The 23,972-nt window shown below is 52.0% G+C and carries 27 protein-coding genes; 21 read left to right on the plus strand and 6 right to left on the minus strand.

Annotation, left to right across the window (positions count from 1 at the left end):
• The coding region (locus KQJ18_RS10860) for a LacI family DNA-binding transcriptional regulator (protein WP_216421964.1) at positions 1–131 on the minus strand (131 nt) is incomplete at its 3' end.
• Between the two features lie 292 nt (positions 132–423).
• On the opposite strand from KQJ18_RS10860, the gene KQJ18_RS10865 reads away from it, so the two are divergent.
• The 9 genes from KQJ18_RS10865 to csiR all read left to right on the plus strand — a co-directional run bounded on the left by KQJ18_RS10865 (position 424) and on the right by csiR (position 10,800).
• Entirely contained in the window at positions 424–1,248 is an 825-nt protein-coding gene (locus KQJ18_RS10865) for an MBL fold metallo-hydrolase (protein ID WP_069324595.1), read from the plus strand.
• Between the two features lie 11 nt (positions 1,249–1,259).
• A complete protein-coding gene (locus tag KQJ18_RS10870) occupies positions 1,260–2,495 on the plus strand; it encodes an MFS transporter (protein WP_038632926.1) in 1,236 nt (411 codons plus the stop codon).
• 31 nt (positions 2,496–2,526) lie between these two features.
• On the plus strand, positions 2,527–3,240 hold the full coding sequence (locus KQJ18_RS10875; protein ID WP_038632928.1) for an MgtC/SapB family protein: 714 nt from the start codon (positions 2,527–2,529) through the stop codon (positions 3,238–3,240).
• 240 nt (positions 3,241–3,480) lie between these two features.
• Positions 3,481–4,458 carry a glutarate dioxygenase GlaH gene (glaH, locus tag KQJ18_RS10880; RefSeq protein ID WP_038632931.1) on the plus strand — a complete coding sequence of 326 codons (978 nt, stop codon included), beginning with the start codon at positions 3,481–3,483 and terminating at the stop codon, positions 4,456–4,458.
• A gap of 19 nt (positions 4,459–4,477) precedes the next feature.
• Positions 4,478–5,746, plus strand: a complete 1,269-nt coding sequence (lhgO, locus tag KQJ18_RS10885; RefSeq protein WP_038632934.1) for an L-2-hydroxyglutarate oxidase — start codon at positions 4,478–4,480, stop codon at positions 5,744–5,746.
• A 23-nt stretch (positions 5,747–5,769) separates the two neighbouring features.
• Positions 5,770–7,218 carry an NADP-dependent succinate-semialdehyde dehydrogenase gene (gene gabD, locus KQJ18_RS10890; protein WP_069324593.1) on the plus strand — a complete coding sequence of 483 codons (1,449 nt, stop codon included), beginning with the start codon at positions 5,770–5,772 and terminating at the stop codon, positions 7,216–7,218.
• Positions 7,219–7,243: 25 nt separating this feature from the next.
• Complete coding sequence (gene gabT, locus KQJ18_RS10895; protein ID WP_038632940.1) at positions 7,244–8,527, plus strand: 4-aminobutyrate--2-oxoglutarate transaminase; 1,284 nt, start codon at positions 7,244–7,246, stop codon at positions 8,525–8,527.
• Between the two features lie 140 nt (positions 8,528–8,667).
• A complete protein-coding gene (gene gabP, locus KQJ18_RS10900; protein WP_069324592.1) occupies positions 8,668–10,068 on the plus strand; it encodes a GABA permease in 1,401 nt (466 codons plus the stop codon).
• Positions 10,069–10,113: 45 nt separating this feature from the next.
• Positions 10,114–10,800, plus strand: a complete 687-nt coding sequence (gene csiR, locus KQJ18_RS10905) for a DNA-binding transcriptional regulator CsiR (RefSeq protein WP_216421958.1) — start codon at positions 10,114–10,116, stop codon at positions 10,798–10,800.
• Between the two features lie 12 nt (positions 10,801–10,812).
• Here csiR and lysM read toward each other — a convergent pair whose 3' ends face one another.
• A complete protein-coding gene (lysM, locus tag KQJ18_RS10910) occupies positions 10,813–11,262 on the minus strand; it encodes a peptidoglycan-binding protein LysM (protein ID WP_038632949.1) in 450 nt (149 codons plus the stop codon).
• Between the two features lie 98 nt (positions 11,263–11,360).
• Entirely contained in the window at positions 11,361–11,519 is a 159-nt protein-coding gene (locus KQJ18_RS10915) for a YqaE/Pmp3 family membrane protein (protein WP_038632951.1), read from the minus strand.
• Positions 11,520–11,703: 184 nt separating this feature from the next.
• Between KQJ18_RS10915 and KQJ18_RS10920 the strand changes: the two genes are divergently transcribed.
• From KQJ18_RS10920 to KQJ18_RS10930, 3 genes are all read left to right on the plus strand, one after another.
• Positions 11,704–12,003, plus strand: coding sequence for a metalloregulator ArsR/SmtB family transcription factor (locus tag KQJ18_RS10920; protein WP_006687216.1), 300 nt, complete (start codon positions 11,704–11,706; stop codon positions 12,001–12,003).
• A 9-nt stretch (positions 12,004–12,012) separates the two neighbouring features.
• On the plus strand, positions 12,013–12,540 hold the full coding sequence (locus KQJ18_RS10925) for a rhodanese family protein (protein ID WP_038632958.1): 528 nt from the start codon (positions 12,013–12,015) through the stop codon (positions 12,538–12,540).
• A gap of 80 nt (positions 12,541–12,620) precedes the next feature.
• On the plus strand, positions 12,621–12,800 hold the full coding sequence (locus tag KQJ18_RS10930) for a hypothetical protein (RefSeq protein WP_038632960.1): 180 nt from the start codon (positions 12,621–12,623) through the stop codon (positions 12,798–12,800).
• Positions 12,801–12,836: 36 nt separating this feature from the next.
• Here KQJ18_RS10930 and stpA read toward each other — a convergent pair whose 3' ends face one another.
• The gene (gene stpA, locus KQJ18_RS10935) at positions 12,837–13,238 is read right to left on the minus strand and encodes a DNA-binding protein StpA (protein ID WP_038632963.1); all 402 of its coding nucleotides are present in this window, start codon (positions 13,236–13,238) and stop codon (positions 12,837–12,839) included.
• Positions 13,239–13,787: 549 nt separating this feature from the next.
• Here stpA and alaE point away from each other — a divergent pair.
• Complete coding sequence (gene alaE / locus KQJ18_RS10940; protein WP_003037259.1) at positions 13,788–14,237, plus strand: L-alanine exporter AlaE; 450 nt, start codon at positions 13,788–13,790, stop codon at positions 14,235–14,237.
• A gap of 36 nt (positions 14,238–14,273) precedes the next feature.
• Here alaE and KQJ18_RS10945 read toward each other — a convergent pair whose 3' ends face one another.
• Complete coding sequence (locus tag KQJ18_RS10945; RefSeq protein ID WP_038632969.1) at positions 14,274–14,624, minus strand: DUF2002 family protein; 351 nt, start codon at positions 14,622–14,624, stop codon at positions 14,274–14,276.
• A 123-nt stretch (positions 14,625–14,747) separates the two neighbouring features.
• Positions 14,748–16,082, minus strand: a complete 1,335-nt coding sequence (locus tag KQJ18_RS10950; RefSeq protein ID WP_121529458.1) for a PLP-dependent aminotransferase family protein — start codon at positions 16,080–16,082, stop codon at positions 14,748–14,750.
• 90 nt (positions 16,083–16,172) lie between these two features.
• On the opposite strand from KQJ18_RS10950, the gene KQJ18_RS10955 reads away from it, so the two are divergent.
• The 8 genes from KQJ18_RS10955 to proX all read left to right on the plus strand — a co-directional run.
• Positions 16,173–16,604 (plus strand): carboxymuconolactone decarboxylase family protein, encoded by a 432-nt coding sequence (locus KQJ18_RS10955; protein WP_038632976.1) that lies wholly within the window; start codon positions 16,173–16,175, stop codon positions 16,602–16,604.
• A 280-nt stretch (positions 16,605–16,884) separates the two neighbouring features.
• Positions 16,885–17,130 (plus strand): glutaredoxin-like protein NrdH, encoded by a 246-nt coding sequence (gene nrdH, locus KQJ18_RS10960; RefSeq protein ID WP_038632979.1) that lies wholly within the window; start codon positions 16,885–16,887, stop codon positions 17,128–17,130.
• Entirely contained in the window at positions 17,127–17,537 is a 411-nt protein-coding gene (gene nrdI / locus KQJ18_RS10965) for a class Ib ribonucleoside-diphosphate reductase assembly flavoprotein NrdI (protein ID WP_216421959.1), read from the plus strand. Before nrdH ends, nrdI begins: the two co-directional genes overlap by 4 nt.
• Complete coding sequence (gene nrdE, locus KQJ18_RS10970) at positions 17,510–19,654, plus strand: class 1b ribonucleoside-diphosphate reductase subunit alpha (protein ID WP_087856216.1); 2,145 nt, start codon at positions 17,510–17,512, stop codon at positions 19,652–19,654. The genes nrdI and nrdE overlap by 28 nt, the downstream gene beginning before the upstream one ends.
• 10 nt (positions 19,655–19,664) lie before the next feature.
• On the plus strand, positions 19,665–20,624 hold the full coding sequence (nrdF, locus tag KQJ18_RS10975) for a class 1b ribonucleoside-diphosphate reductase subunit beta (protein WP_038632987.1): 960 nt from the start codon (positions 19,665–19,667) through the stop codon (positions 20,622–20,624).
• Between the two features lie 354 nt (positions 20,625–20,978).
• Positions 20,979–22,181 (plus strand): glycine betaine/L-proline ABC transporter ATP-binding protein ProV, encoded by a 1,203-nt coding sequence (proV, locus tag KQJ18_RS10980; RefSeq protein WP_038632990.1) that lies wholly within the window; start codon positions 20,979–20,981, stop codon positions 22,179–22,181.
• The gene (gene proW, locus KQJ18_RS10985) at positions 22,174–23,238 is read left to right on the plus strand and encodes a glycine betaine/L-proline ABC transporter permease ProW (protein WP_216421961.1); all 1,065 of its coding nucleotides are present in this window, start codon (positions 22,174–22,176) and stop codon (positions 23,236–23,238) included. Before proV ends, proW begins: the two co-directional genes overlap by 8 nt.
• Before the next feature lie 68 nt (positions 23,239–23,306).
• Positions 23,307–23,972 (plus strand): glycine betaine/L-proline ABC transporter substrate-binding protein ProX (proX, locus tag KQJ18_RS10990; RefSeq protein WP_216421962.1); only part of this gene is annotated, 666 nt, incomplete at its 3' end.

Raw genomic sequence — 23,972 nt, forward strand, 5'->3', positions numbered from 1 at the left:
CTTACATTCCCTCTGCCATTGAGCACATTCGAGACAGTCCCATGCGACACACCGGCAATTCTTGCTATGTCTTTGATAGTTGGCATTTTTACATCCTTCCCCTGATGCTTTGATGCTAGCACGGCGCTCATCAGGAAACTATCTTCAGCACTAAAATTTGAACGTTACAATATTAAAAAGTGCATTTTATAAGCATGTCATAATAAAAGCCTGACGCTATCGATAGACACACCTCATTCACGTAAAAACATTAACACAATGAAATATATGTATAAATTTTATAATTTTTGAAGAGGATCACTTCTGAGGCAAAAGATCGTTGTTCATATAAAATACTGGAACCATAATTGACACGTTCCAATTACGTTTTATTACATAAACGTCTAAAAAAACAACAATCACATTTGTCATTAAGAGGGAAACATGAAGATTCATTTTCTGGGTACCGCTGCATCTGAAGGGATCCCCAATCCTTTTTGCCGTTGTGAGCACTGCCAGCAAGCCCGCATTCGTAAAAGTAAAGACTTACGCACACACTCTTCAGCGATTATCGACGATGAACTGCTCATTGACGTGGCGCCTGAATTCAGCCAACAACTGCTGCGAGATGGCCTGGATGCAACAGAGATCAGATCGCTATTGTTCACACATACTCATCCCGATCATTTCAACGTCGGCGATCTTTTTAGCCGTATGGAAGGGTATGGATTTGAAATTACTCATCCGTTGCACATTTTTGGTAATGACCGTGCAATTAACGGTGCTGCGGAAGTGTTACCAGGCTACAGCGCTGAAAGATTTGCTTTTCATTGCCTGGTGCCCTTCGTGACCGTTGAAACTCGCGGATACCGCATCACTCCGCTGCTGGCTAACCATGCCAAGTGGGAGCTTTGTTATACCTGGTTTATTGAAAAAGAAGGCCAGTCAATTTTCTACGGACATGATTCAGGCTGGTTTCCTGAGCTCACATGGCAGTGGCTGAAAGGGAAAAAAATCGATCTGGCTGTCCTGGAGTGCACCTACGGTTTTAATGGTGATAATCGTACAAATAACCACATGAGTCTGGAAACCGTCTTCGCCGCCAGAGACAGGCTTGCGGAACTCGGTTGCCTTGAGAAAAATAGCCAACTTATCGTCTCGCATATATCACACAGCGGAGGTCTGCTGCACGACGATCTCGTTGCGGCATGCGACAAAGAGAACATTCTTGTCGCCTGGGACGGGCTTAACCTGAGCATCAACCAGTAAGGATATGCAATATGGACCTTAATAAAACACCACGCCTGTTGATTATGATGTTCATACAATATTTCATGCAGGGTGCCTGGAATATGACCATGGGGCTGGTATTGAGCACCTATGGTATGGCGACAATTATTGGCTCATCCTATGCTTTGCTTGGCCTGGCGACTATTCTTTCCCCGCTATTTATTGGCATGGTCGCCGACCGCTTCTTTGCGTCACAAAAAGTCATGGCGATCCTGCATTTAATTAATGCTGGTGTACTGTTGTTTGTTCCGCAATTTATTGAGGCGCAAAACACAGGTATGACGTTAACCATGATTTTCCTGGTTGGTCTGCTGTTTTATCCAACAACTGCGCTGGCGAACAGTATCAGTTTCAGCCACATTAACGGGGTAAAATACTTCCCATTTATTCGTGTATTCGGCACATTTGGCTTTATGGTCATCGGCTTTATCATTGGTGAAATGGGTTATTCTGGAAATACCATCACCTGGTATATTGCGTCGGCCTCCGGTGTTGTTCTCGGCCTGTACTGTTTTACGTTGCCAAATACCCCACCGAAAGCAAAAGGAAGCGTGTTTACGCTTCGCGATCTGTTATGTCTGGATGCTCTGGCGCTCTTCAAAGACCGCAGCTTCTCGGTTTTGATGCTCAGTATTTTTGTCCTGATGATCCCCAAAACGGCTTATTCCGCCTATATCCCGGTCTTTTTAAAAGCGCTTGGATTCGATAACGCCGCCTCAATGATGCAGGTTGGCATCGCCTGTGAAGTCATTTTCATGTTCCTGCTGTCGTTCTTCTTACTGAAAGCTGGCTTCAAAATCACGCTGATGTTAGGCGCCGTCTGCTGGATCATCCGCACACTATTATTTGCTAATGCTTCGCTGGATGCCAACATGATGTTTGTGCTGATCGGCCTGATGTTACAAGGATTCTGCTGGGACTTTTTCTTTACCGTGGGCGACATTTATGTTGACCGTAAAGCAGCGCCAGAGATTAAAGCACAAGCCCAAAGCTTGCGATTTATCGTCTCCAACGGCGTTGGTCTGCTATTTGCCTCCACCGTATGCGGGCAAATCTTTAACAACACCGTGACGGAACAAGGTCCAGAGGCGTTGCCACAATGGGAAACATTCTGGCTAGTTTCAGCAGGCGTTGCCGCAGTGGTCAGCGTATTCTTCCTGATTTTCTTCCGGGACGATATTTCGAAACGCAAAACGGACCTCACATTGAAAAAAGCAAACTCCTGATCGTTAAAGACTCTCTCATTAAGGTAATTGCATGAATAATCTGGCCGCCATCATCAATGAGCAAGGATTGTTGCCTTTAACTACGATCATCAAAATCAGTATTGCATTTATTCTGGGTGGCATTATTGGCCTGGAAAGAGAATCGAAAGGGAAACCGGTCGGCTTCAAAACCTGCGTTATTTTATCCGTAGCCAGCTGTGTATTAACTGTCGTATCAATACAATCTGCTGAATACTATGCAGAAATTTCGATGAATATCCGTAGCGATCCTATGCGCCTGGCGGCGCAGATTATCAGCGGCGTTGGTTTTCTCGGTGCGGGAGTCATTCTGCACCGACATGACGATGCTATCTCTGGTCTCACGACTGCGGCAATTGTCTGGGCATCTGCAGGGGTGGGAATCACCTGCGGAGCCGGTTTTTATTTTCATGCTGTTTTTGCCACGGCTTTATTTTTATTAGCGATCAAACTAAGCCCATTCATTATCTTCTTACAGACCAGAAACCAGTTTCCCGGAAAAGTGAAAGTGCGGGTTATTCTTGATGAACGAAACGCTGTGGAAAGTCTGATAACCCGCATTCATCAACAGAAAAACATTATCGAAAACATCACTATCAGAGATATCAAGAAGGGCAAAATTGAAGTTAATCTCAAAATCGTAATTCGTCAAAAGATGACCTTGCCCGACTTATATCACGATCTGACTCATGTGGAACACGTCTGCGCCATCGCCCTGGAACATTAATACACCTTATCTTCCTCTTTAAAATCAGGGGCTTTTGCCCCTGAAATAGCCACTCAGTATCCATCCAGCCTCTAAATCCTCACCTTTTGCAATGTTAAATAATTGTTGTTTTTGATCACAAATAAGAAACAAACAAGCTCATTGTGTGCGCGTTTTTCAAAAATGTAGATATTTTTAATTTATGGCTACGAAACGAGCTGCGCCATATCTCCCTGACAATCTACTGAGAGGATCGATTTGATGAACGCACTGACTGCCGTACAACCGAACGCTGAAGATCCAGCCCAGCACTACAGAGGTTTCACACTGAAACCATCAGTCCAGTCTCCACGTCTGCTGGAGCTGACTTTTTCTGCCGAGACCACTGAGCAATTTCTACAGGCCGTCGCGCAGTGGCCGGTGCAGGCCCTGGAATACAAATCTTTCCTGCGCTTCAAAGTGGGCAAGATCCTCGATGATTTGTGCGGCAACCAGTTGCAGCCCCTGCTGCTGAAAACGCTGCTCGATCGTGCCGAAGGCGCGCTGCTGATTAACGCCGTCGGCGTGGATGATGTGGCCCAGGCAGAAGAAATGGTCAAACTGGCGACGGCGGTCGCGCATCTGATCGGACGCTCCAATTTTGATGCGATGAGCGGTCAATACTATGCCCGTTTTGTGGTGAAAAACGTCGATAACTCAGACAGCTATCTGCGCCAGCCGCACCGTGTTATGGAGCTACATAACGACGGAACCTACCTTGAAGAAATCACCGATTACGTGCTGATGATGAAGATCGACGAGCAGAACATGACCGGCGGTAACTCGCTGCTGCTGCACCTCGACGACTGGGAACATCTGGAGCAGTACTTTACCCATCCGCTGGCGCGTCGCGCGATGCGCTTTGCCGCGCCGCCAAGCAAAAACGTCAGCAAGGATGTGTTCCATCCGGTATTTGACGTTGACCAGCAGGGCCGCCCGGTAATGCGCTACATCGACCAGTTCGTCCAGCCGAAAGACTATGAAGAAGGCGTCTGGCTGAGCGACTTGTCCGATGCGCTGGAAACCAGCAAGAACATTATTTCCGTTCCGGTTCCCGTGGGTAAATTCTTGCTGATCAACAACCTGTTCTGGCTGCACGGCCGCGATCGCTTCACCTCGCATCCTGACCTGCGCCGCGAACTGATGCGCCAGCGTGGTTATTTCGCTTACGCGAGCAACCACTACCAGACCCATCAGTAAGGGCGAAGGAAAAAAGCGGATGTATGATTTTGTGATTATTGGCGGCGGCATTATCGGCATGTCGACCGCCATGCAACTGATTGATGTCTATCCGGACGCCAGAATCGCGCTGCTGGAAAAAGAGTCCGGCCCGGCCTGTCACCAGACGGGCCATAACAGCGGCGTGATTCATGCCGGGGTTTATTACACGCCCGGCAGCCTGAAGGCGCAGTTTTGCCTGGCCGGAAATCGCGCCACCAAAGCCTTTTGCGACCAAAACGGCATCCGCTACGACGTCTGCGGAAAAATGCTGGTTGCCACCTCCGCTCTGGAAATGGAGCGTATGCGCGCGCTATGGGATCGCACCGCTGCTAACGGCCTGGAACGCGAATGGCTGAATGCGCAGGAGCTACGCGAGCGTGAACCCAACATTACCGGGCTGGGCGGCATTTTTGTCCCGTCGAGCGGGATCGTCAGCTACCGCGAAGTAACCGCCGCGATGGCGAAGATTTTCCAGGCCAAAGGCGGTGAGATTATTTACAACGCCGAGGTCAGCGCGCTGAGAGAACACGCCGCGGGCGTGATCGTCCATACCCGTCAGGGGCACGAATATGAAGGCGCAACGCTGATAAGCTGTTCCGGCCTGATGGCCGATCGACTGGTGAAAATGCTCGGCGTTGAACCCGGTTTTATCATCTGTCCGTTCCGTGGCGAATACTTCCGTCTGGCGTCAGAACATAACCAGATAGTCAATCATCTGATCTACCCGATCCCCGATCCGGCGATGCCGTTTCTCGGTGTGCATCTCACCCGCATGATTGATGGCAGCGTCACGGTGGGCCCCAACGCGGTACTGGCATTTAAACGCGAAGGTTACCGTAAACGTGATTTCTCACTCAGTGATACGCTGGAGATCTTCGGCTCTTCCGGCATCCGCCGCGTGCTGCAAAACAACCTGCGCTCCGGGCTTGGCGAAATGAAAAATTCGCTGTGCAAAAGCGGCTATCTACGGCTGGTGCAAAAGTACTGTCCGAGTCTGACGCAGAAAGATCTGCAACCGTGGCCTGCGGGCGTGCGGGCGCAGGCGGTGTCGCCGGACGGCAAGCTGATCGACGATTTCTTGTTTGTCACTACGCCACGCTCCATTCATACCTGCAACGCCCCTTCTCCGGCAGCAACGTCAGCGCTCCCTATCGGTGCGCATATTGTCGGCAAAGTACATGCGCTGCTGGAGAGCCAGAGTAATCCCGGACGCACGCTGCGTGCGGCACGTAGCGTGGAGACATTACACGCCGCATTCACCCGTTAACATGATTAAGACAGGAAGTAATTATGCAACTAAACGATCCAACCTTATTTCGCCAACAGGCGTTGATTGACGGCAACTGGCGTGACGCCAACAACGGCGAGACCATCGCAGTAACGAATCCCGCCAATGGTCAGCAATTGGGTAGCGTACCGAAAATGGGGGCGGATGAAACCCGTGAAGCCATTAACGCCGCGAACCGCGCTCTACCCGCCTGGCGTGCGCTGACCGCCAAAGAACGGGCCAATATTCTGCGTCGCTGGTTCAACCTGATGATTGAACATCAGGACGATCTTGCTCGTCTGATGACCCTGGAACAGGGTAAGCCGCTGGCGGAAGCCAAAGGCGAAATCACCTATGCCGCCTCATTTATTGAGTGGTTTGCCGAAGAGGGCAAACGCATTTATGGCGACACGATCCCCGGCCATCAGGCTGATAAGCGTCTGATCGTCATCAAGCAGCCAATCGGCGTTACCGCCGCGATTACGCCGTGGAACTTCCCGGCGGCGATGATCACTCGCAAAGCCGGTCCGGCACTGGCGGCGGGTTGCACCATGGTGCTTAAACCGGCCAGCCAGACCCCCTATTCCGCACTGGCGCTGGCAGAGCTGGCTAATCGCGCCGGCATCCCGGCTGGCGTATTCAGCGTGGTGACCGGTTCAGCAAGCGCGGTCGGCAACGAACTGACCGGCAATCCGCTGGTGCGCAAACTGTCATTTACCGGCTCCACCGAAATTGGCCGTCAGTTGATGGAACAGTGTGCCAAAGACATCAAGAAGGTGTCGCTGGAGCTGGGCGGCAATGCGCCGTTTATCGTCTTTGATGATGCCGATCTCGACAAAGCCGTGGAAGGCGCGCTGGCGTCGAAGTTCCGTAACGCGGGGCAAACCTGCGTCTGCGCCAACCGTCTGTACGTGCAGGACGGCGTATATGACCAGTTTGCCGAAAAACTCGAGCAGGCGGTGAGCAAGCTGCGCCTCGGTGATGGTCTGCAACCAGATGTCACCACCGGGCCGCTGATCGACGAGAAAGCGGTCGCCAAAGTGCAGGAGCACATCGCCGATGCCCTGGATAAAGGCGCACGCATTATCGCTGGCGGTAAACCTCATGCGCTGGGCGGGAACTTCTTCCAGCCCACCATTCTGGTCGATGTACCTGCCAACGCGAAGGTTGCCAAAGAAGAGACATTCGGCCCGCTGGCGCCGCTGTTTCGCTTTAAAGACGAAGCTGACGTCATCGCCCAGGCCAATGACACCGAGTTTGGCCTGGCAGCCTATTTCTACGCCCGTGATTTAAGCCGCGTCTTCCGCGTTGGCGAAGCGCTGGAGTACGGCATCGTCGGGATTAACACCGGCATCATCTCCAACGAAGTCGCCCCATTTGGTGGGATCAAAGCCTCCGGTCTTGGCCGTGAAGGATCGAAATACGGAATCGAAGACTACTTAGAAATCAAATATATGTGTATCGGCCTTTAATAAAACAAATACTGGAGAACACCTGATGAGCACCAACAAAGAACTCATGCAACGTCGCAGCAACGCCGTTCCCCGTGGCGTAGGACAGATCCACCCTATTTTTGCCGAGCGGGCAGAAAACTGCCGGGTCTGGGACGTTGAAGGCCGCGAATTCCTCGATTTTGCTGGCGGTATTGCGGTGCTGAATACCGGTCACCTGCACCCGCAGATTGTCTCTGCGGTAGAAGCGCAGTTGAAAAAACTGTCGCATACCTGCTTCCAGGTGCTGGCCTATGAGCCCTACCTGGAGCTGTGCGAAATCATGAACAAGAAAGTGCCGGGCGATTTCGCCAAGAAAACCCTGCTGGTGACCACCGGTTCTGAAGCCGTGGAAAACGCGGTGAAAATTGCCCGCGCCGCCACCAAACGTACAGGTACGATCGCCTTCAGCGGCGCTTATCATGGCCGTACCCACTACACCCTGTCGCTGACCGGGAAAGTCAACCCGTACTCCGCCGGAATGGGGCTGATGCCGGGCCATGTTTATCGCGCACTTTTTCCTTGCCCGCTGCATGGCATCAGTGAAGATGATGCTATCGCCAGTATTCACCGCATCTTCAAAAATGATGCCGCGCCGGAAGACGTTGCCGCCATCGTCATTGAACCCGTCCAGGGCGAAGGCGGTTTTTACGCGGTCACCCCAGCATTTATGCAGCGTCTGCGCGCCATTTGTGACGAACACGGGATCATGCTGATTGCCGATGAAGTGCAGAGCGGCGCGGGCCGCACCGGTACGCTGTTCGCCATGGAGCAGATGGGCGTTGCGCCCGATCTTACCACCTTCGCCAAATCTATCGCTGGCGGCTTCCCGCTGGCAGGGGTAACCGGTCGCGCCGACGTCATGGACGCTATCCCGCCGGGGGGCCTGGGCGGTACCTATGCCGGTAACCCGATTGCCTGTGCCGCCGCGCTGGCGGTGCTGAACATTTTCGAGCAGGAAAATCTGCTGCAAAAGGCCAACGAACTGGGGCAAACCCTGCGCGAAGGCCTGCTGGCTATCGCCGAAACGCATCGCGAAATTGGCGACGTGCGTGGGCTGGGGGCGATGATCGCCATCGAACTGTTCGAAGACGGCGACCATACGAAACCAGACGCCAAGCTAACCGCGGAAGTGGTGGCGCGCGCGCGTGATAAAGGGCTGATCCTGCTCTCCTGCGGGCCTTACTACAACGTGTTGCGCATCCTTGTCCCGCTGACCATTGAAGATGCGCAAATTCGCCAGGGGCTGGATATCATCGCCCAGTGTTTTGCTGAGGCGAAGCAGGGCTAACTATACAAAAAAGCAATCCGTAGGCCGGATAAGGCGGAGCCGCCATCCGGCACATAGGGTCAATAACAATAATACGCGTGCCCCGGCGCGGGAATGCCGGGGTGCTCTCCCAAGTGAAATACTTTCGAGAGGTTTACAAGATGGGGCAAGTGTCACAATCACATGATTTAGGGGGCGGGCTGAAATCACGCCACGTCACCATGCTGTCTATTGCCGGGGTTATCGGCGCGAGTTTATTCGTAGGTTCAAGCGTGGCGATTGCAGAAGCCGGTCCCGCGGTATTATTAGCTTATCTGTTTGCCGGACTGTTGGTGGTGATGATTATGCGCATGCTGGCCGAAATGGCCGTCGCCACCCCGGATACCGGCTCCTTCTCCACCTACGCCGATAAAGCCATTGGCCCATGGGCAGGTTATACCATCGGCTGGTTGTACTGGTGGTTCTGGGTGTTGGTTATCCCACTGGAGGCCAATATTGCCGCCATCATTCTGCATTCCTGGATCCCAGGCATACCTGTCTGGTTATTTTCTCTGGTTATCACGCTGGCATTAACCGGCAGTAATTTGCTGAGCGTCAAAAATTACGGTGAATTCGAATTCTGGCTGGCGCTGTGCAAAGTGATTGCCATTCTGGCGTTTATTGTCCTCGGCGCGGTGGCGATTAGCGGTTTCTATCCTTATGCTGAGGTTAGCGGCGTTTCACGCCTGTGGGATCAGGGCGGCTTTATGCCGAACGGTTTTGGCGCCGTACTCAGCGCGATGCTGATCACCATGTTCTCCTTTATGGGTGCAGAGATTGTTACCATCGCCGCCGCCGAGTCCGATACCCCGGATAAACACATCGTCCGCGCCACCAACTCGGTTATCTGGCGTATCTCCATCTTCTATCTGTGCTCCATTTTCGTGGTGGTGGCACTGATCCCATGGAACATGCCGGGGCTAAAAGAAGTGGGTTCTTACCGCTCGGTACTGGAGTTATTGCATATCCCACACGCGAAGTTGATCATGGACTTCGTCATTTTGTTGTCGGTGACCAGTTGCCTGAACTCCGCGCTGTATACCTCATCCCGTATGCTCTATTCCCTGAGCCGTCGTGGCGATGCCCCCGCCTTTATGGGGAAAACTAACCGCAGTAAAACGCCTTACGTGGCGGTGTTGCTGTCTACGGGGGCGGCATTCCTCACCGTGGTGGTCAACTATTACGCCCCGGCCAAAGTGTTTAAATTCCTGATCGACAGCTCCGGCGCCATCGCCCTGTTGGTTTATCTGGTGATCGCGATTTCCCAACTGCGGATGCGCAAAATTCTGCTGGCGCGAGGCGGTGAAATTAAACTGAAAATGTGGCTTTATCCGTGGCTGACCTGGCTGGTTATCGCCTTTATTATCTTTGTGCTGGTGGTTATGCTCTTTCGCCCGGCGCAACAGCTGGAGGTTATCTCTACCGGGTTGTTAGCCATAGGAATTATTTGCACGGTGCCCATTATGGCACGCTGGAAAAAACTGCTATCGTGGCAAAAAGCACCCTTGCAAAATACGCATTAAATCTGTTCCCGGCACACGCCGGGACATTTATTCAGGAGTAAGACCATGACCGCCATTCCCCAACCGACGGCCATTGATGGATACCGCTGGCTCAAGAACGACATCATCCGCGGTATTTATCAGCCTGATGAGAAACTGCGTATGAGCCTGCTGACCTCGCGCTATGAGCTTGGCGTAGGACCGCTGCGCGAAGCGCTTTCACAGCTGGTGGCGGAGCGACTGGTCACGGTGGTTAATCAGAAAGGATATCGTGTCGCCCCGATGTCCGAGCAGGAATTGCTCGATATTTTCGATGCCCGCGCCAATATGGAGGCCATGCTGGTTGCACTGGCCATCGAACGCGGCGACGACGCCTGGGAAGCGGAGATTCTGGCACGGGCGCATATGCTCAGTAAGCTTGAAGCTGTGGACGCCAGTGAACAGATGCTTGATGAATGGGATCAGCGCCATCAGGCATTTCACTCGGCGATTGTCGCCGGCTGCGGTTCCCAATATCTGCTGCAAATGCGCAAACGATTGTTTGATTTAGCGGCACGTTACCGGTTTATCTGGCTACGTAAAACGGTGCTGTCAGTCGAGATGCTGGAAGATAAACACGATCAGCATCAAACGCTGACCGAAGCGATTCTGGCACGCGATGCCGTGCGCGCCAGCGAATTAATGCGCCAGCACCTGCTGACGCCGATTCCAATTATTCAACAGGCGATGTCCGGCAAGCTGCTGACGGAATAAACCCGCACATCATTATTCTTCCGGAATACGTAACACCTGCCCGGGATAAATTTTATCCGGGCTTTTCAGCATCGGTTTATTCGCTTCGAATATTTTATTGTACAGGTTAGCGTTACCGTAAACCTGTTTGGCAATAGCGCTCAGGGTATCGCCCGCTTTCACGGTATAAAACTGGCTTTCACTCGCGGGTGCAGAGGTTTTAACCTGATCGTCCACGCTGGCGATACCGGAGATATTACCAATCGCAATCAGGATTTTCTCTTTCGCTTCCTGGCTTAATCCATCGCCAGAAACGGTGGCCTTGCCTTCGTTAATTTGCACGTTCACCTTATCTGCATCAGGGATGCCGGTTTTATTCAGGTGTTCCTGCACCTTCTTCGCCAGATCGGCCGTGTCATGATTTCCGGTGACCGCATCCCAAAGTTTTTCACCTGCATCTTTCACAAAATTGAAGAGTCCCATATCCACCTCGGTTATTAACAAGCAACACCAGGAAGTGTAGCAGAGGAGAGAGGACGGCAAAGAAAACGGCGCAAATGCGCCGTTTATGAAAGGAAGTATTAATTACGCGTCTGTACCCAGAAGGCGTGGATCAAACCAGGAATGTAGCCCAGCAGCGTCAGAACGATATTAAGGATAAACGCCCAGCCGAATCCTTTTCCCAGCAGTACGCCAAGCGGGGGCAGAATAATAGTAAAAACGATTCTCCAGAAACCCATACACACTCCCTACAAGCAAAAAGTTAATCATTGTTTAAAAAGAGATTTTATCTCTAAGAGTAGCCATTCTACTCAAATCCGCCAGCCTTCCCCTGCTGTTTTACCCTCCTTTACGCTCTTTACGCTGGCGTACGCTGGCTTTTTATTTTAGAATTTGCTTAATTTAGATTATGCTTAAATACATATGACTGAACTTGAACAACTCCAGGCCAGCGCTGAACAGGCTGCCGCTTTGCTTAAAGCGATGAGTAACCCGAAGCGGTTGCTGATTTTGTGCATGCTCTGCGGTTCGCCCGGTACCAGCGCGGGCGAGTTAGCACGCGCTACCGGACTGAGTCCTTCCGCCACGTCCCAGCATCTGGCGCGTATGCGTGAAGAAGGTCTGATAGACAGCCAGCGCGATGCCCAGCGCATCCTTTATTCCATTAAAAATGCGGCTGTGAATTCGCTGATCGCCACATTAAAAACACTGTATTGCCCATAAGGAGCCATCATGACCATTGGGAAGATTTCCCCGCGCGAGGCGCAGACGCTGGTCGCGCAAGGCGCGAAACTGATTGATATCCGCGATGCCGACGAGTATCTGCACGAGCATATTCCTGAGGCGCATCTGGCACCGTTACCCACGCTTGAGCAGGGATCGTTGCCTGCGAATTTACGCGCCGAGCAGGTGATTTTTCACTGCCAGTCAGGCAAACGCACACAAAATGCAGCGAACAAACTCAGCGCCATTGCCGCGCCTGCGCAGGTCTGGTTGCTGGAAGGTGGAATCGATGGCTGGAAAGCCGCAGGTTTACCCGTGGCAAAAGACAGTTCACAACCACTGCCGCTGATGCGTCAGGTGCAGATAGCCGCAGGTAGCCTTGCCTTACTCGGCGTCATTCTCGGATACGCCGTCAACAGCGCCTTCTTCCTGCTGAGCGGTTTTGTGGGTGCCGGGCTGATACTCGCTGGCCTAACCGGCTTTTGCGGCATGGCGCGATTGCTGGACAAAATGCCCTGGAACCGGCGTACTCATTAAGCGGTAATACCTGAAACAGCGCTGTACCCGTCGATTGACGTGATCTATGGTGAGTTGTGCGATAAATAAAGGAGCGCAATATGTTTAAACCTGGCGATCTGGTTCAACCACGCATGGGCGGACCTAAACTGAAAGTTGTCGAAGTCAACGAAGATCAAATTGTGGCGGTACAAGCCAGTAATGAAAGCGGTGAAAAATTCACACTGAAAGCAGCTGACGTGACGCGATATACCGAAGACGGTGATTTCGGCGTTTGCTGAAAACAGGCGGTGAGGTCACCCTCACCGCATTTATAATTAGATTAAAAAGTCATCAAGAGATTTACCGGCAGCCAGCGCCTGGGCAATTGGCTTTGGTGTCCGACCTTGTCCGGTCCATGTTTTTGTTTCACCGTCGAAATCGGTAAAACGATATTTCGCCGGGCGTGGTTGACGTTTTTTGACTGCCCGCGACGTCGCTGGGGTCATACTCAGCAGCTCTTCCGGATTGATCCCATCGGCCTGCATCAGGGCCAGCAAATTATTAATTTTTTCCTGCTGTTCTGCACGTTGGCGCTGTAGCTGTTCTTCTTCATCGCGGCGTTCTTTAGTCACTACTCTGAATTTTTCGAGCATATCTTCCAGCACATCAACGGAAAATTCACGTGCCATTACACGCAGCGAGCGGATATTATTTAAGTTTTTTAACATTGAACTCATATTAACAAAACCTCTTTAACGTAAAAATGGTATCACGCTAAATATTGTATGCAACTGATTATTATTTTTCCAGTCTAATTTTTTCGCAGATTATAAAACAAATAGCCAATCCCGTTATTTAAATGGCTATCCTGAAACCTGACATCAAATATTTTATATTCCCAGGATAGTCACTGTAAATATACTCGCATGACCTCTCAGCGCATCGTCTGATAAACACATCACTTTATTGCCCAGGGCCGGCACGCGCACATTCTGAACATCAGTCAACTTTCAGAAAAGGAGCGCAAAAAATTCAGAAAAACAAGTCTTCATAACCTATTGATATAAAATACTTTTAATCAGCAGAACAACGAAAACACCAAAACGAACAAAAATCAAACCAATGCAGAGCATTTTATCGACAAAAAGGCAATAAATAAAAATTTTAAGCTAGTTGCTAGTTATTATCCAGGCAGATATCCTATTGAAACGCGAAAGCATCAAGACAAATCACTAGCAGTGAAGGTATTCAAAACCTTTTTTCCCCTTTTTACAAGGAGCATTAACATGTTCTCTCCGCAGTCACGCTTGCGTCATGCTGTAGCAGACACGTTCGCGATGGTTGTTTATTGTTCTGTCGTGAACATGTTGATCGAGATATTCCTTTCTGGAATGAGCTTTGAACAGTCACTGTACTCCAGACTGGTGGCCATCCCTGTCAATATTCTGATCGCCTGGCCATACGGCATGTACCGTGATTTGTTTATGCGCGCGGCACGTAAAGCCACGCAGGCAGGATGGGCAAAAAACCTGGCGGACGTGCTGGCTTATGTCACCTTCCAGTCGCCGGTTTACGTGATTATTCTGTTGACGGTTGGCGCGGACTGGCACCAGATTACGGCTGCGGTAAGTTCGAACATCGTGGTATCGATGCTGATGGGCGCAGTATACGGCTACTTCCTTGATTATTGCCGCCGCCTGTTTAAGGTCAGCAGCTATCACCAGGCTAAAGCCTGACACGCCTCTTCGCGACTGGCCCTGCCAGTCGCGTTATTAGTTAGCGTTAACGTCGCCAAATAACCCACTCAGATAACGCTCAAGTGCAATACGCGAACTGAAGCCGTGAGGAATACCATAATGCTCATGGGTCTCTCCGGCTAAATACAACGGGAATTGCTGGTAGTGATCGCAGGTTTTAATGTCTGTCGCAGGTTCCGCCAGTGAAGAGCTGCGCTCTTTAAGCGTGGGATGGATGACTAATGCGGTACGTCCCATACGTGCTTCCCGGTTAACGTACACATAATTTTCACCACGTCGATAGCCGTACGTTTTCGGCGTCACTACATCAACGGTAAAGCCCACTTTTTCAAGTACGCGCGCCACCTCATCAGGTCGTAAATACATATTATTTTCCTCGTTATCTTTTACTGCGGGCTTACCTTACCTGATCCAGCATTAGCAACGCTTTCAGAAAAGTCCATAAACGAGTGAAGACGGTGGGACGAATATCTTAAGAACCGTGCAGATTTATGTCAGCGCCTGCCGCAATTGATAGGCCGCCTGCTGCGCCATTTCCGCTGAGCTAATATTGGTAAATGACAATAATATTCCCCCTTGTCCGTTCGGCGTTATACGCCACTGGCTCAAGGCCTGTACGGCCAGACCTGCCAGATTCGCTTTACGTACTAACGCAACATCGTCTGCGTCTACACTCATCACCAGTTGGATCCCACCCTCTTGCGGGAGCACGCTAAAACCGTGCTCGGTCAGAGCATTTACCATCCACTGACGTCGCTGGGCATAATGTTGACGCATGCGTTTTAAGTGCCGCCAGAAGTGCCCCTCGCGCATAAAATCCGCCAGCGTTTGTTGCCATAAAACCGGAACGCTACAGGCCGCCAGCGCCACCTGCTGGCGAAAATGCTCGACCTGAGTCATGGGCACCACCAGCCATGCCGTGCGTAGCGCAGGAAACATTGATTTGCTGAACGTTCCGGCATAAATCACCCGCTGCGGCGCATCCAGGCTTTTCAACGGCGGCAACGGTTTACCGTGGTAGCGAAATTCACTGTCATAGTCATCTTCAATAATCCATGCCTGGGTGCGGGCCGCCCACTCCAGCAACTGATGGCGACGCTCCAATGAAAGGGCCACACCCAGCGGGCTTTGATGCGCGGGTGTCAACAAAACAAAGCGCGCCTGCGGGTAATCGCGGATCCCAGCGCAGACATCCAGACCATTGGCATCAACAGGAACCGGCATCAGCGCAATTCGCTCCTGAGCCACCACCGGTCGGATCAACGGAAAGCCGGGATCTTCGACCCACATCCCTTCACCGGGTTGAGACAGCGCGCGCAGAATTAACGTCATCGATGCCGCATAGCCAGAGGTGATAAAAACCTGCTCCGGCTGGCACTCAATGCTGCGTGAAACGCGCAGGTAATCAACAATCGCCTGACGCAGCACCCTTTCGCCGCAAACCTCCCCCACCGCCAGATCAAAACGCGTTTGGGTGCGTAAACGTCGGCCCATCACCCGCGCCCATACTTCACGCGGGAAGAGATCGAGTGCGGGTAGCCCCATCTGAAAAGGTTGGGGTCTGGGATTTTCTCCTGCGAAAATAGCGGGAGCCGCAGGCGCGGTCTCTGGTCGCAACTGCTCACTGACAAAAGTTCCCGCCTGCCCACGTCGAGCCAGCCAGCCCTGCGCCACCAGCTCGGCATAGGCATGTTCCACCGTCGAACGCGAAACACCGAGTTCCTGGGACCACGTCCGGCTGGAGGGCAATCTTGAACCTGGTTTGAGTTCACCTGTCTCAATGGCATTTTTTAACTGGCGGGCGATTTGTTGATAGCGCGGCATTTATGGTCTGCTTTTTTTGCAAAAATATGGCTCTCTGTAGCAGTCCATTATAGTGCTACATTGCGGGTTATCCAAACGAGGAGAAATACCATGACAATGTTACGCCAGCCCTATTATGAACTCAGTCCTGAAATCTATAACGCTCTGGTTCAGGCCAGCAAAGCGCTGGAAAATTGCGCACTGGAACCTACGCTGACGGAACTGGTTTACCTGCGGGTCTCGCAAATCAACGGCTGCGCATTTTGCCTGGAAATGCACAGTAAGGCGTTGCGCAAAGCAGGCGTTGCGCAGGCCAAACTCGACGCGCTGGCAGGTTGGCGAGTGAGCCACCACTTCAGTGAACAGGAACGTGCGGCGCTGGCATGGGCCGAATCGGTCACTCATATCGCCAGCACCCACGCGGAAGATGATGTTTATCTGCCGCTGCTCGACCATTTTAGCGCGAAAGAAATCAGCGATCTGACGTTTGCCATCAGCCTGATGAACTGCTTCAACCGCCTGGCGGTTGGGATGCGTATGTAATTCTGCCCTGCCAGATAGCGGGATAAATGCCTTCTCCGGCCTGGGATGTGTTCTCTTGTAGGCCGGATAAGACGCGACGCGTCGCCCTCAGGCAGCCCGTCATGCTACACATCCCTGCCCCCGTCACGCTCATCAACCTGCCCTTCATCAATCTAAAATTACCATATCTTGTATGGTTGAATATTTTTAAAACTACATCTAGTATCACTCCTATCAAGACACCTACAATCCGACGCTATCAATCGCGTCGATCTTTTATCTATAAATGGAAATACGAATCATGCGTATTATTATTTACACTCGTAATAACTGTGTTCAGTGCCACGCCACTAAGCGGGCAATGGAAAGCCGCGGGTTTGACTTTGAGATGGTAAATATTGATTTGCAGCCCGCTCTGGCTGACAGCCTGCGCGATCAAGGCTTTCGTCAGTTACCGGTCGTTGTCGCCGGGGAAACCAGTTGGTCCGGGTTTCGCCCGGACATGATCAACCGTCTGCGCCCACAACCCGATATGGCCAGCGCATGAGTCAGCTCGTCTACTTCTCCAGCAGCTCCGAAAATACGCACCGCTTTATCCAGCGTCTGGGGCTGCCTGCCATCCGCATTCCGCTTAACGAACGCGAGCGGATCCGGGTAAACGAACCTTACATCTTAATCGTGCCGTCCTACGGCGGCGGCGGAACGGCAGGCGCGGTTCCGAGACAGGTGATCCGCTTTTTAAACGATCCGCACAACCGGGCGTTAATCCGTGGGGTGATTGCTTCCGGCAATCGCAATTTCGGTGAAGCCTATGGCCGCGCGGGTGAAGTCATCTCACAAAAATGCGGCGTGCCGTGGCTCTGGCGCTTTGAGCTGATGGGCACCCAAAGCGATATCGACAACGTTCGACAAGGAGTGAGTGAATTTTGGCAACGACAACCGCAGAACGCATAACCCAGCCAACGCTGGATTATCACGCCCTGAACGCCATGCTGAATCTGTACGATAAAGCTGGACGCATTCAGTTCGACAAAGACCATGAGGCGGTGGAGGCTTTCTTTGCCGCCCACGTCCGCCCCAACTCGCTGACGTTTGCCAGCCAGCAGGAGCGCCTGGAAACGCTGGTTGCTGAAGGCTACTACGACGAAAGCGTATTAAGCCGTTACGATCGCGCATTTGTAATAAAGCTCTTTGCTCACGCCCACGCCAGCGGATTCCGGTTCCAGACGTTCCTCGGCGCATGGAAGTTCTACACCAGCTATACGCTGAAAACGTTCGACGGTAAGCGCTATCTCGAAGATTTTGAGGATCGGGTCACGATGGTGGCGCTCACGCTGGCGCAAGGCGATGAAATGCTCGCCATGCAGCTTAGCGATGAAATGCTCTCCGGGCGCTTTCAGCCCGCCACGCCAACCTTCTTAAACTGCGGCAAACAGCAGCGCGGCGAGCTGGTTTCCTGCTTCCTGTTACGCATTGAAGACAACATGGAGTCCATTGGCCGGGCGGTTAACTCTGCACTGCAACTTTCCAAGCGCGGCGGCGGCGTAGCGTTTTTGCTCTCTAACCTGCGCGAAGCAGGTGCGCCGATTAAACGCATTGAAAACCAGTCCTCCGGCGTGATCCCGGTAATGAAAATGCTGGAAGATGCGTTTTCTTATGCCAATCAACTCGGCGCGCGTCAGGGCGCAGGCGCGGTGTATTTGCACGCGCATCATCCGGACATTTTGCGTTTTCTGGATACCAAACGTGAAAATGCCGACGAAAAAATACGTATCAAAACCCTGTCGCTTGGCGTAGTGATCCCGGACATTACCTTTAAACTGGCCAAAGAGAATGCCGACATGGCGCTGTTCTCGCCCTATGACGTGGAACGCATTTACGGCAAAGCGTTCGGCGATATCGCCGTCAGTGAACGCTATGACGAACTGCTTGCCGATGGACGCGTGCGCAAAAAATACATTAACGCCCGCGATTTCTTCCAGCGGCTGGCTGAGATCCAGTTTGAGTCCGGCTACCCTTACATCATGTTTGAAGATACGGTGAATCGCGCGAATCCGATTGCTGGTCGTATTAACATGAGCAATCTGTGCTCCGAAATTTTGCAGGTTAACAGCGCCTCCACCTACGATGAAAATCTCAACTACGCGCAGACCGGACACGATATCTCCTGCAACCTCGGCTCGCTGAATATCGCCCATACCATGGATTCCCCGGATTTTGGTCGTACCGTGGAAACGGCGGTTCGCGGCTTAACCGCCGTTTCGGACATGAGTCATATTCGCAGCGTGCCCTCGATTGCAGCCGGAAACAGCGCATCGCACGCGATTGGTCTTGGTCAGATGAACCTGCATGGCTATCTGGCGCGGGAAGGCATCGCCTATGGCTCGCCGGAAGGGCTGGATTTCACCAATATCTACTTTTACACCATCACCTGGCATGCGCTGAATACGTCAATGAAGCTCGCCCGCGAACGTGGTAAAGCCTTTGCTGGATTCAGGCAGTCTCGCTACGCCAGCGGCGAGTATTTTAGCCAGTATCTGCAGGGTGACTGGCAGCCAAAAACCGACAAAGTTCGCGCGCTGTTTGCCGCCAGCGGCATTACGCTGCCGACGCGTGAGATGTGGGCGCAGTTGCGTGAAGATGTCATGCGCTACGGCATTTATAACCAGAATTTACAGGCAGTTCCGCCAACCGGCTCTATTTCCTACATCAACCATGCGACGTCAAGTATTCACCCGATCGTGTCAAAAGTGGAAATTCGCAAAGAGGGCAAAACCGGGCGCGTGTACTACCCTGCTCCTTTTATGACCAATGAGAATCTGGCCTTGTATCAGGATGCCTACGAGATTGGCCCACAAAAAATTATCGATACCTATGCTGAAGCGACGCGCCATGTCGATCAGGGACTGTCGCTGACGCTCTTTTTCCCCGATACCGCCACTACCCGCGATATTAACAAAGCGCAGATCTACGCCTGGCGTAAGGGCATTAAATCGCTGTACTACATCCGACTGCGTCAGCTGGCGCTGGAAGGGACCGAAATCGAAGGTTGCGTGTCATGCGCGCTGTAAGGAGGAGATCATGACATTATCCCGCGTGAGCGCCATCAACTGGAACAAGATTGAAGATGATAAAGACCTGGAGGTATGGAATCGCCTGACCAGTAACTTCTGGCTACCGGAAAAAGTCCCGCTTTCTAACGACGTCCCGTCCTGGCAAACGCTGAGCGCTGCCGAGCAGCAGTTAACTATCCGCGTTTTTACCGGGCTAACGCTACTCGACACCATTCAGAATGTTGCCGGTGCGCCAGCGCTAATGGCGGATTCATTAACACCACACGAAGAAGCGGTGCTGTCGAATATCAGCTTTATGGAAGCCGTTCACGCCCGCTCATACAGCTCTATTTTCTCCACGCTTTGCCAGACCAAAGATGTGGATGCCGCCTACGCCTGGAGTGAGGAAAATATCCCGCTCCAACGTAAGGCGCAGATTATTCTGGCCCATTACGCCAGCGATAATCCGTATCACAAGAAGATTGCCAGCGTGTTTCTGGAATCATTCCTGTTCTATTCCGGCTTCTGGTTGCCGATGTATTTCTCCAGCCGCGGCAAACTGACTAATACCGCCGATCTCATTCGTCTGATCATTCGTGATGAAGCGGTCCATGGGTATTACATTGGTTATAAATTTCAAAAAAGCCTGGAGCATATTTCCGAATCCGCACGCGAGGAGTTAAAGAATTTTGCCCTCGATCTGCTCATGGAGTTGTATGATAACGAAGCGCGTTATACAGAAGAATTGTATGCAGAAACCGGTTGGGTGGATGACGTCAAAGCCTTCCTTTGTTACAACGCCAATAAAGCATTAATGAATTTGGGTTATGAGGCGTTATTCCCGTCAGAAATGGCGGAGGTTAACCCGGCAATCCTTGCCGCGCTGTCGCCCAACGCAGACGAAAACCACGATTTCTTCTCAGGTTCTGGCTCATCTTATGTGATGGGTAAAGCTATCGAAACCGAAGACGACGACTGGAATTTTTAACTCTCATTTTCACGGGAAATACCGTACATTTTTCGCGGTAATATTTTAACAGGATCACACTTTTATCGTGCAATTATAATTGTGTGATCTACACTCAATATCAGCCGCATTATTCGCCTGCATTACACCAATTCAGGCGCTTTTTCATTGGCGTTTACAAAAAATATCAGTTAACGCACATTCACGCTCAGCCCTTATATCACGGGAAATCCCGCCGACTGACCTTCGGCAATATTCATGCCACAACTAAATTCAGGGTTGTCTCAGATTCTCAGTATGTTAGGGTAGAAAAAGGTCACTATTTCCATCAGGTAACATATCGATATAAACAAATAACAGGAATCATTCTATTGCATGGCAATTAAATTAGAAGTGAAGAACCTCTATAAGATATTTGGCGAGCATCCTCAGAGAGCGTTCAAATATATTGAAAAAGGACTTACAAAAGAGCAAATTCTGGAGAAAACAGGGCTATCGCTTGGCGTTAAAGACGCCAGTCTGGCCATTGAAGAAGGCGAGATATTTGTCATCATGGGATTATCCGGCTCGGGTAAATCCACAATGGTACGCCTTCTCAATCGCCTGATTGAACCCACCCGCGGACAGGTACTGATCGACGGCGTAGATATCGCCCGGATCTCCGATGCCGAACTCCGCGAGGTGCGCAGAAAAAAGATTGCGATGGTCTTTCAGTCCTTTGCCCTGATGCCGCATATGACGGTGCTGGACAATACGGCATTTGGCATGGAATTAGCCGGCGTCGCCGCGGATGAACGTCGCGAAAAGGCGCTGGATGCGCTACGTCAGGTCGGTCTGGAGAATTACGCTCACAGCTACCCGGATGAACTTTCCGGGGGGATGCGCCAGCGTGTAGGCCTTGCCCGCGCATTAGCCATTAATCCTGACATCTTATTAATGGATGAGGCCTTCTCAGCCCTCGATCCATTAATTCGCACCGAGATGCAGGATGAACTGGTAAAACTCCAGGCGAAGCATCAACGCACCGTGGTCTTTATTTCCCATGATCTCGACGAAGCTATGCGTATTGGCGACAGAATTGCCATTATGCAAAACGGTGAAGTAGTACAGGTCGGTACACCGGATGAAATCCTGAATAATCCGGCTAATGATTATGTACGCACCTTCTTCCGCGGCGTTGATATTAGCCAGGTGTTCAGCGCGAAAGATATTTCCCGCCGTAGCCCCGAAGGTTTAATTCGTAAAACACCCGGTGTAGGCCCTCGTTCGGCGCTGCAATTATTGCAGGACAAAGATCGCGAATATGGTTACGTGATCGAACGTGGCAATAAATTCGTCGGCGTCGTCTCTATCGACTCACTAAAAACCGCGCTTAGTCAGGCGCAAGGTATTGAAGCGGCGTTGATCAATGAACCGCTGGCTGTCGATGCACAAACTCCTCTCAGCGAGTTGCTTTCTCATGTCGGCCAGGCACCGTGCGCGGTACCGGTAGTTGACGAGGAACAGCAGTATGTGGGCGTCATTTCAAAACGCATGCTGTTACAGGCTTTAGATCGTGAGGGGGCAAACAATGGCTGATCAAACTAATCCGTGGGATACCACACCAGCGGCCGATAGCGCCGCACAGACCGCCGATGCGTGGAGCACACCATCCTCCGCGCCTACTGACGGCGGTAGCGCAGACTGGCTGACCAGCGCGCCCGCGCCGGCACCAGAGCATTTTAATATTATGGATCCGTTCCATAAGACGCTGATCCCATTGGACAGTTGGGTCACCGAGGGGATCGACTGGGTGGTTACCCATTTTCGTCCGGTCTTCCAGGGCATCCGTGTACCGGTGGATTACATTCTCAACGGCTTCCAGCAAATGCTGTTAGGTATGCCAGCCCCCGTGGCGATTATCCTGTTCGCCCTGATCGCCTGGCAGATTTCCGGCGTTGGAATGGGTGTCGCGACGCTGATTTCGTTGGTTGCTATCGGCGCCATTGGCGCGTGGTCGCAAGCGATGATCACGCTGGCGCTGGTGCTGACCGCATTACTGTTCTGTGTGGTGATCGGTCTGCCGATGGGCATCTGGTTGGCGCGCAGCCCTCGGGCGGCAAAGATTGTTCGTCCGCTGCTGGATGCGATGCAAACCACCCCCGCTTTCGTGTATTTGGTGCCGATTGTCATGCTGTTCGGTATTGGTAACGTCCCGGGCGTAGTGGTGACGATTATCTTCGCCCTGCCGCCAATCGTCCGTCTGACCATTCTGGGGATTAACCAGGTGCCGGCCGACCTGATTGAAGCCTCGCGCTCGTTTGGCGCCAGCCCGCGTCAGATGCTGTTTAAAGTGCAGCTCCCGCTGGCGATGCCCACGATTATGGCCGGGGTTAACCAAACGCTGATGCTGGCGCTCTCGATGGTGGTCATCGCCTCGATGATTGCCGTTGGTGGATTGGGTCAGATGGTTCTGCGCGGAATTGGTCGTCTGGATATGGGATTAGCCACGGTTGGTGGCGTTGGGATTGTGATCCTCGCCATCATCCTGGATCGCCTGACGCAGGCCGTTGGTCGCGATTCGCGTAGCCGGGGTAACCGTCGCTGGTACACCACCGGTCCCGTTGGGCTTATCACTCGCCCTTTCACGAAGTAATACACCCGTTGCCCGGTGGCGCTGCGCTTACCGGGCCTACACGTCCCTCCAATAATTAAGGAACAACGATGCGACATACCGTACTTTTTGCCACAGCGTTTGCCACCCTTGTCTCCACCAGCGCTTTCGCTGCCGACCTGCCGGGCAAAGGCATTACCGTCCAGCCAATCCAGAGCACTATCTCTGAAGAATCCTTCCAGACGCAGCTGGTTGCCCGCGCGCTGGAGAAACTGGGTTACACCGTTAACAAAACCAGCGAAGTTGACTATAACGTCGGCTATACCTCCATTGCCTCTGGCGATGCAACTTTTACCGCCGTGAACTGGCAGCCGCTGCATGATGATATGTACGCCGCGGCAGGCGGAGACAAAAAGTTTTATCGCGAGGGGGTATTCGTTACGGGTGCCGCACAGGGTTATCTGATCGACAAAAAAACCGCTGAGCAGTACAAAATCACCAACATCGCCCAGTTAAAAGATCCTAAGATCGCCAAAATTTTTGACACCAACGGCGACGGCAAAGCCGATATGATGGGCTGTTCACCAGGCTGGGGCTGTGAAGCGGTAATCAACCACCAGAACAAAGCCTTCGATCTGGAAAAAACGGTCGAGGTCAGCCACGGTAACTATGCGGCGATGATGGCAGACACCATCACCCGCTTTAAAGAAGGCAAACCCATTCTTTACTACACCTGGACGCCGTACTGGGTCAGCGACGTGATGAAGCCGGGCAAA

The organism is Citrobacter sp. S55_ASV_140 (genome assembly GCF_018919505.1).
Lineage (GTDB): Bacteria > Pseudomonadota > Gammaproteobacteria > Enterobacterales > Enterobacteriaceae > Citrobacter > Citrobacter werkmanii.

Excerpts from the sequence above, each read along its gene's own strand:
- KQJ18_RS10865 (WP_069324595.1), top strand. The coding sequence starts at position 424 with ATGAAGATTCATTTTCTGGGTACCGCTGCATCTGAAGGGATCCCCAAT.
- KQJ18_RS10870 (WP_038632926.1), top strand. The coding sequence starts at position 1,260 with ATGGACCTTAATAAAACACCACGCCTGTTGATTATGATGTTCATACAA.
- KQJ18_RS10875 (WP_038632928.1), top strand. The coding sequence starts at position 2,527 with ATGAATAATCTGGCCGCCATCATCAATGAGCAAGGATTGTTGCCTTTA.
- glaH (WP_038632931.1), top strand. The coding sequence starts at position 3,481 with ATGAACGCACTGACTGCCGTACAACCGAACGCTGAAGATCCAGCCCAG.
- lhgO (WP_038632934.1), top strand. The coding sequence starts at position 4,478 with ATGTATGATTTTGTGATTATTGGCGGCGGCATTATCGGCATGTCGACC.
- gabD (WP_069324593.1), top strand. The coding sequence starts at position 5,770 with ATGCAACTAAACGATCCAACCTTATTTCGCCAACAGGCGTTGATTGAC.
- gabT (WP_038632940.1), top strand. The coding sequence starts at position 7,244 with ATGAGCACCAACAAAGAACTCATGCAACGTCGCAGCAACGCCGTTCCC.
- gabP (WP_069324592.1), top strand. The coding sequence starts at position 8,668 with ATGGGGCAAGTGTCACAATCACATGATTTAGGGGGCGGGCTGAAATCA.
- csiR (WP_216421958.1), top strand. The coding sequence starts at position 10,114 with ATGACCGCCATTCCCCAACCGACGGCCATTGATGGATACCGCTGGCTC.
- lysM (WP_038632949.1), bottom strand. The coding sequence starts at position 11,262 with ATGGGACTCTTCAATTTTGTGAAAGATGCAGGTGAAAAACTTTGGGAT.
- KQJ18_RS10915 (WP_038632951.1), bottom strand. The coding sequence starts at position 11,519 with ATGGGTTTCTGGAGAATCGTTTTTACTATTATTCTGCCCCCGCTTGGC.
- KQJ18_RS10920 (WP_006687216.1), top strand. The coding sequence starts at position 11,704 with ATGACTGAACTTGAACAACTCCAGGCCAGCGCTGAACAGGCTGCCGCT.
- KQJ18_RS10925 (WP_038632958.1), top strand. The coding sequence starts at position 12,013 with ATGACCATTGGGAAGATTTCCCCGCGCGAGGCGCAGACGCTGGTCGCG.
- KQJ18_RS10930 (WP_038632960.1), top strand. The coding sequence starts at position 12,621 with ATGTTTAAACCTGGCGATCTGGTTCAACCACGCATGGGCGGACCTAAA.
- stpA (WP_038632963.1), bottom strand. The coding sequence starts at position 13,238 with ATGAGTTCAATGTTAAAAAACTTAAATAATATCCGCTCGCTGCGTGTA.
- alaE (WP_003037259.1), top strand. The coding sequence starts at position 13,788 with ATGTTCTCTCCGCAGTCACGCTTGCGTCATGCTGTAGCAGACACGTTC.
- KQJ18_RS10945 (WP_038632969.1), bottom strand. The coding sequence starts at position 14,624 with ATGTATTTACGACCTGATGAGGTGGCGCGCGTACTTGAAAAAGTGGGC.
- KQJ18_RS10950 (WP_121529458.1), bottom strand. The coding sequence starts at position 16,082 with ATGCCGCGCTATCAACAAATCGCCCGCCAGTTAAAAAATGCCATTGAG.
- KQJ18_RS10955 (WP_038632976.1), top strand. The coding sequence starts at position 16,173 with ATGACAATGTTACGCCAGCCCTATTATGAACTCAGTCCTGAAATCTAT.
- nrdH (WP_038632979.1), top strand. The coding sequence starts at position 16,885 with ATGCGTATTATTATTTACACTCGTAATAACTGTGTTCAGTGCCACGCC.
- nrdI (WP_216421959.1), top strand. The coding sequence starts at position 17,127 with ATGAGTCAGCTCGTCTACTTCTCCAGCAGCTCCGAAAATACGCACCGC.
- nrdF (WP_038632987.1), top strand. The coding sequence starts at position 19,665 with ATGACATTATCCCGCGTGAGCGCCATCAACTGGAACAAGATTGAAGAT.
- proV (WP_038632990.1), top strand. The coding sequence starts at position 20,979 with ATGGCAATTAAATTAGAAGTGAAGAACCTCTATAAGATATTTGGCGAG.
- proW (WP_216421961.1), top strand. The coding sequence starts at position 22,174 with ATGGCTGATCAAACTAATCCGTGGGATACCACACCAGCGGCCGATAGC.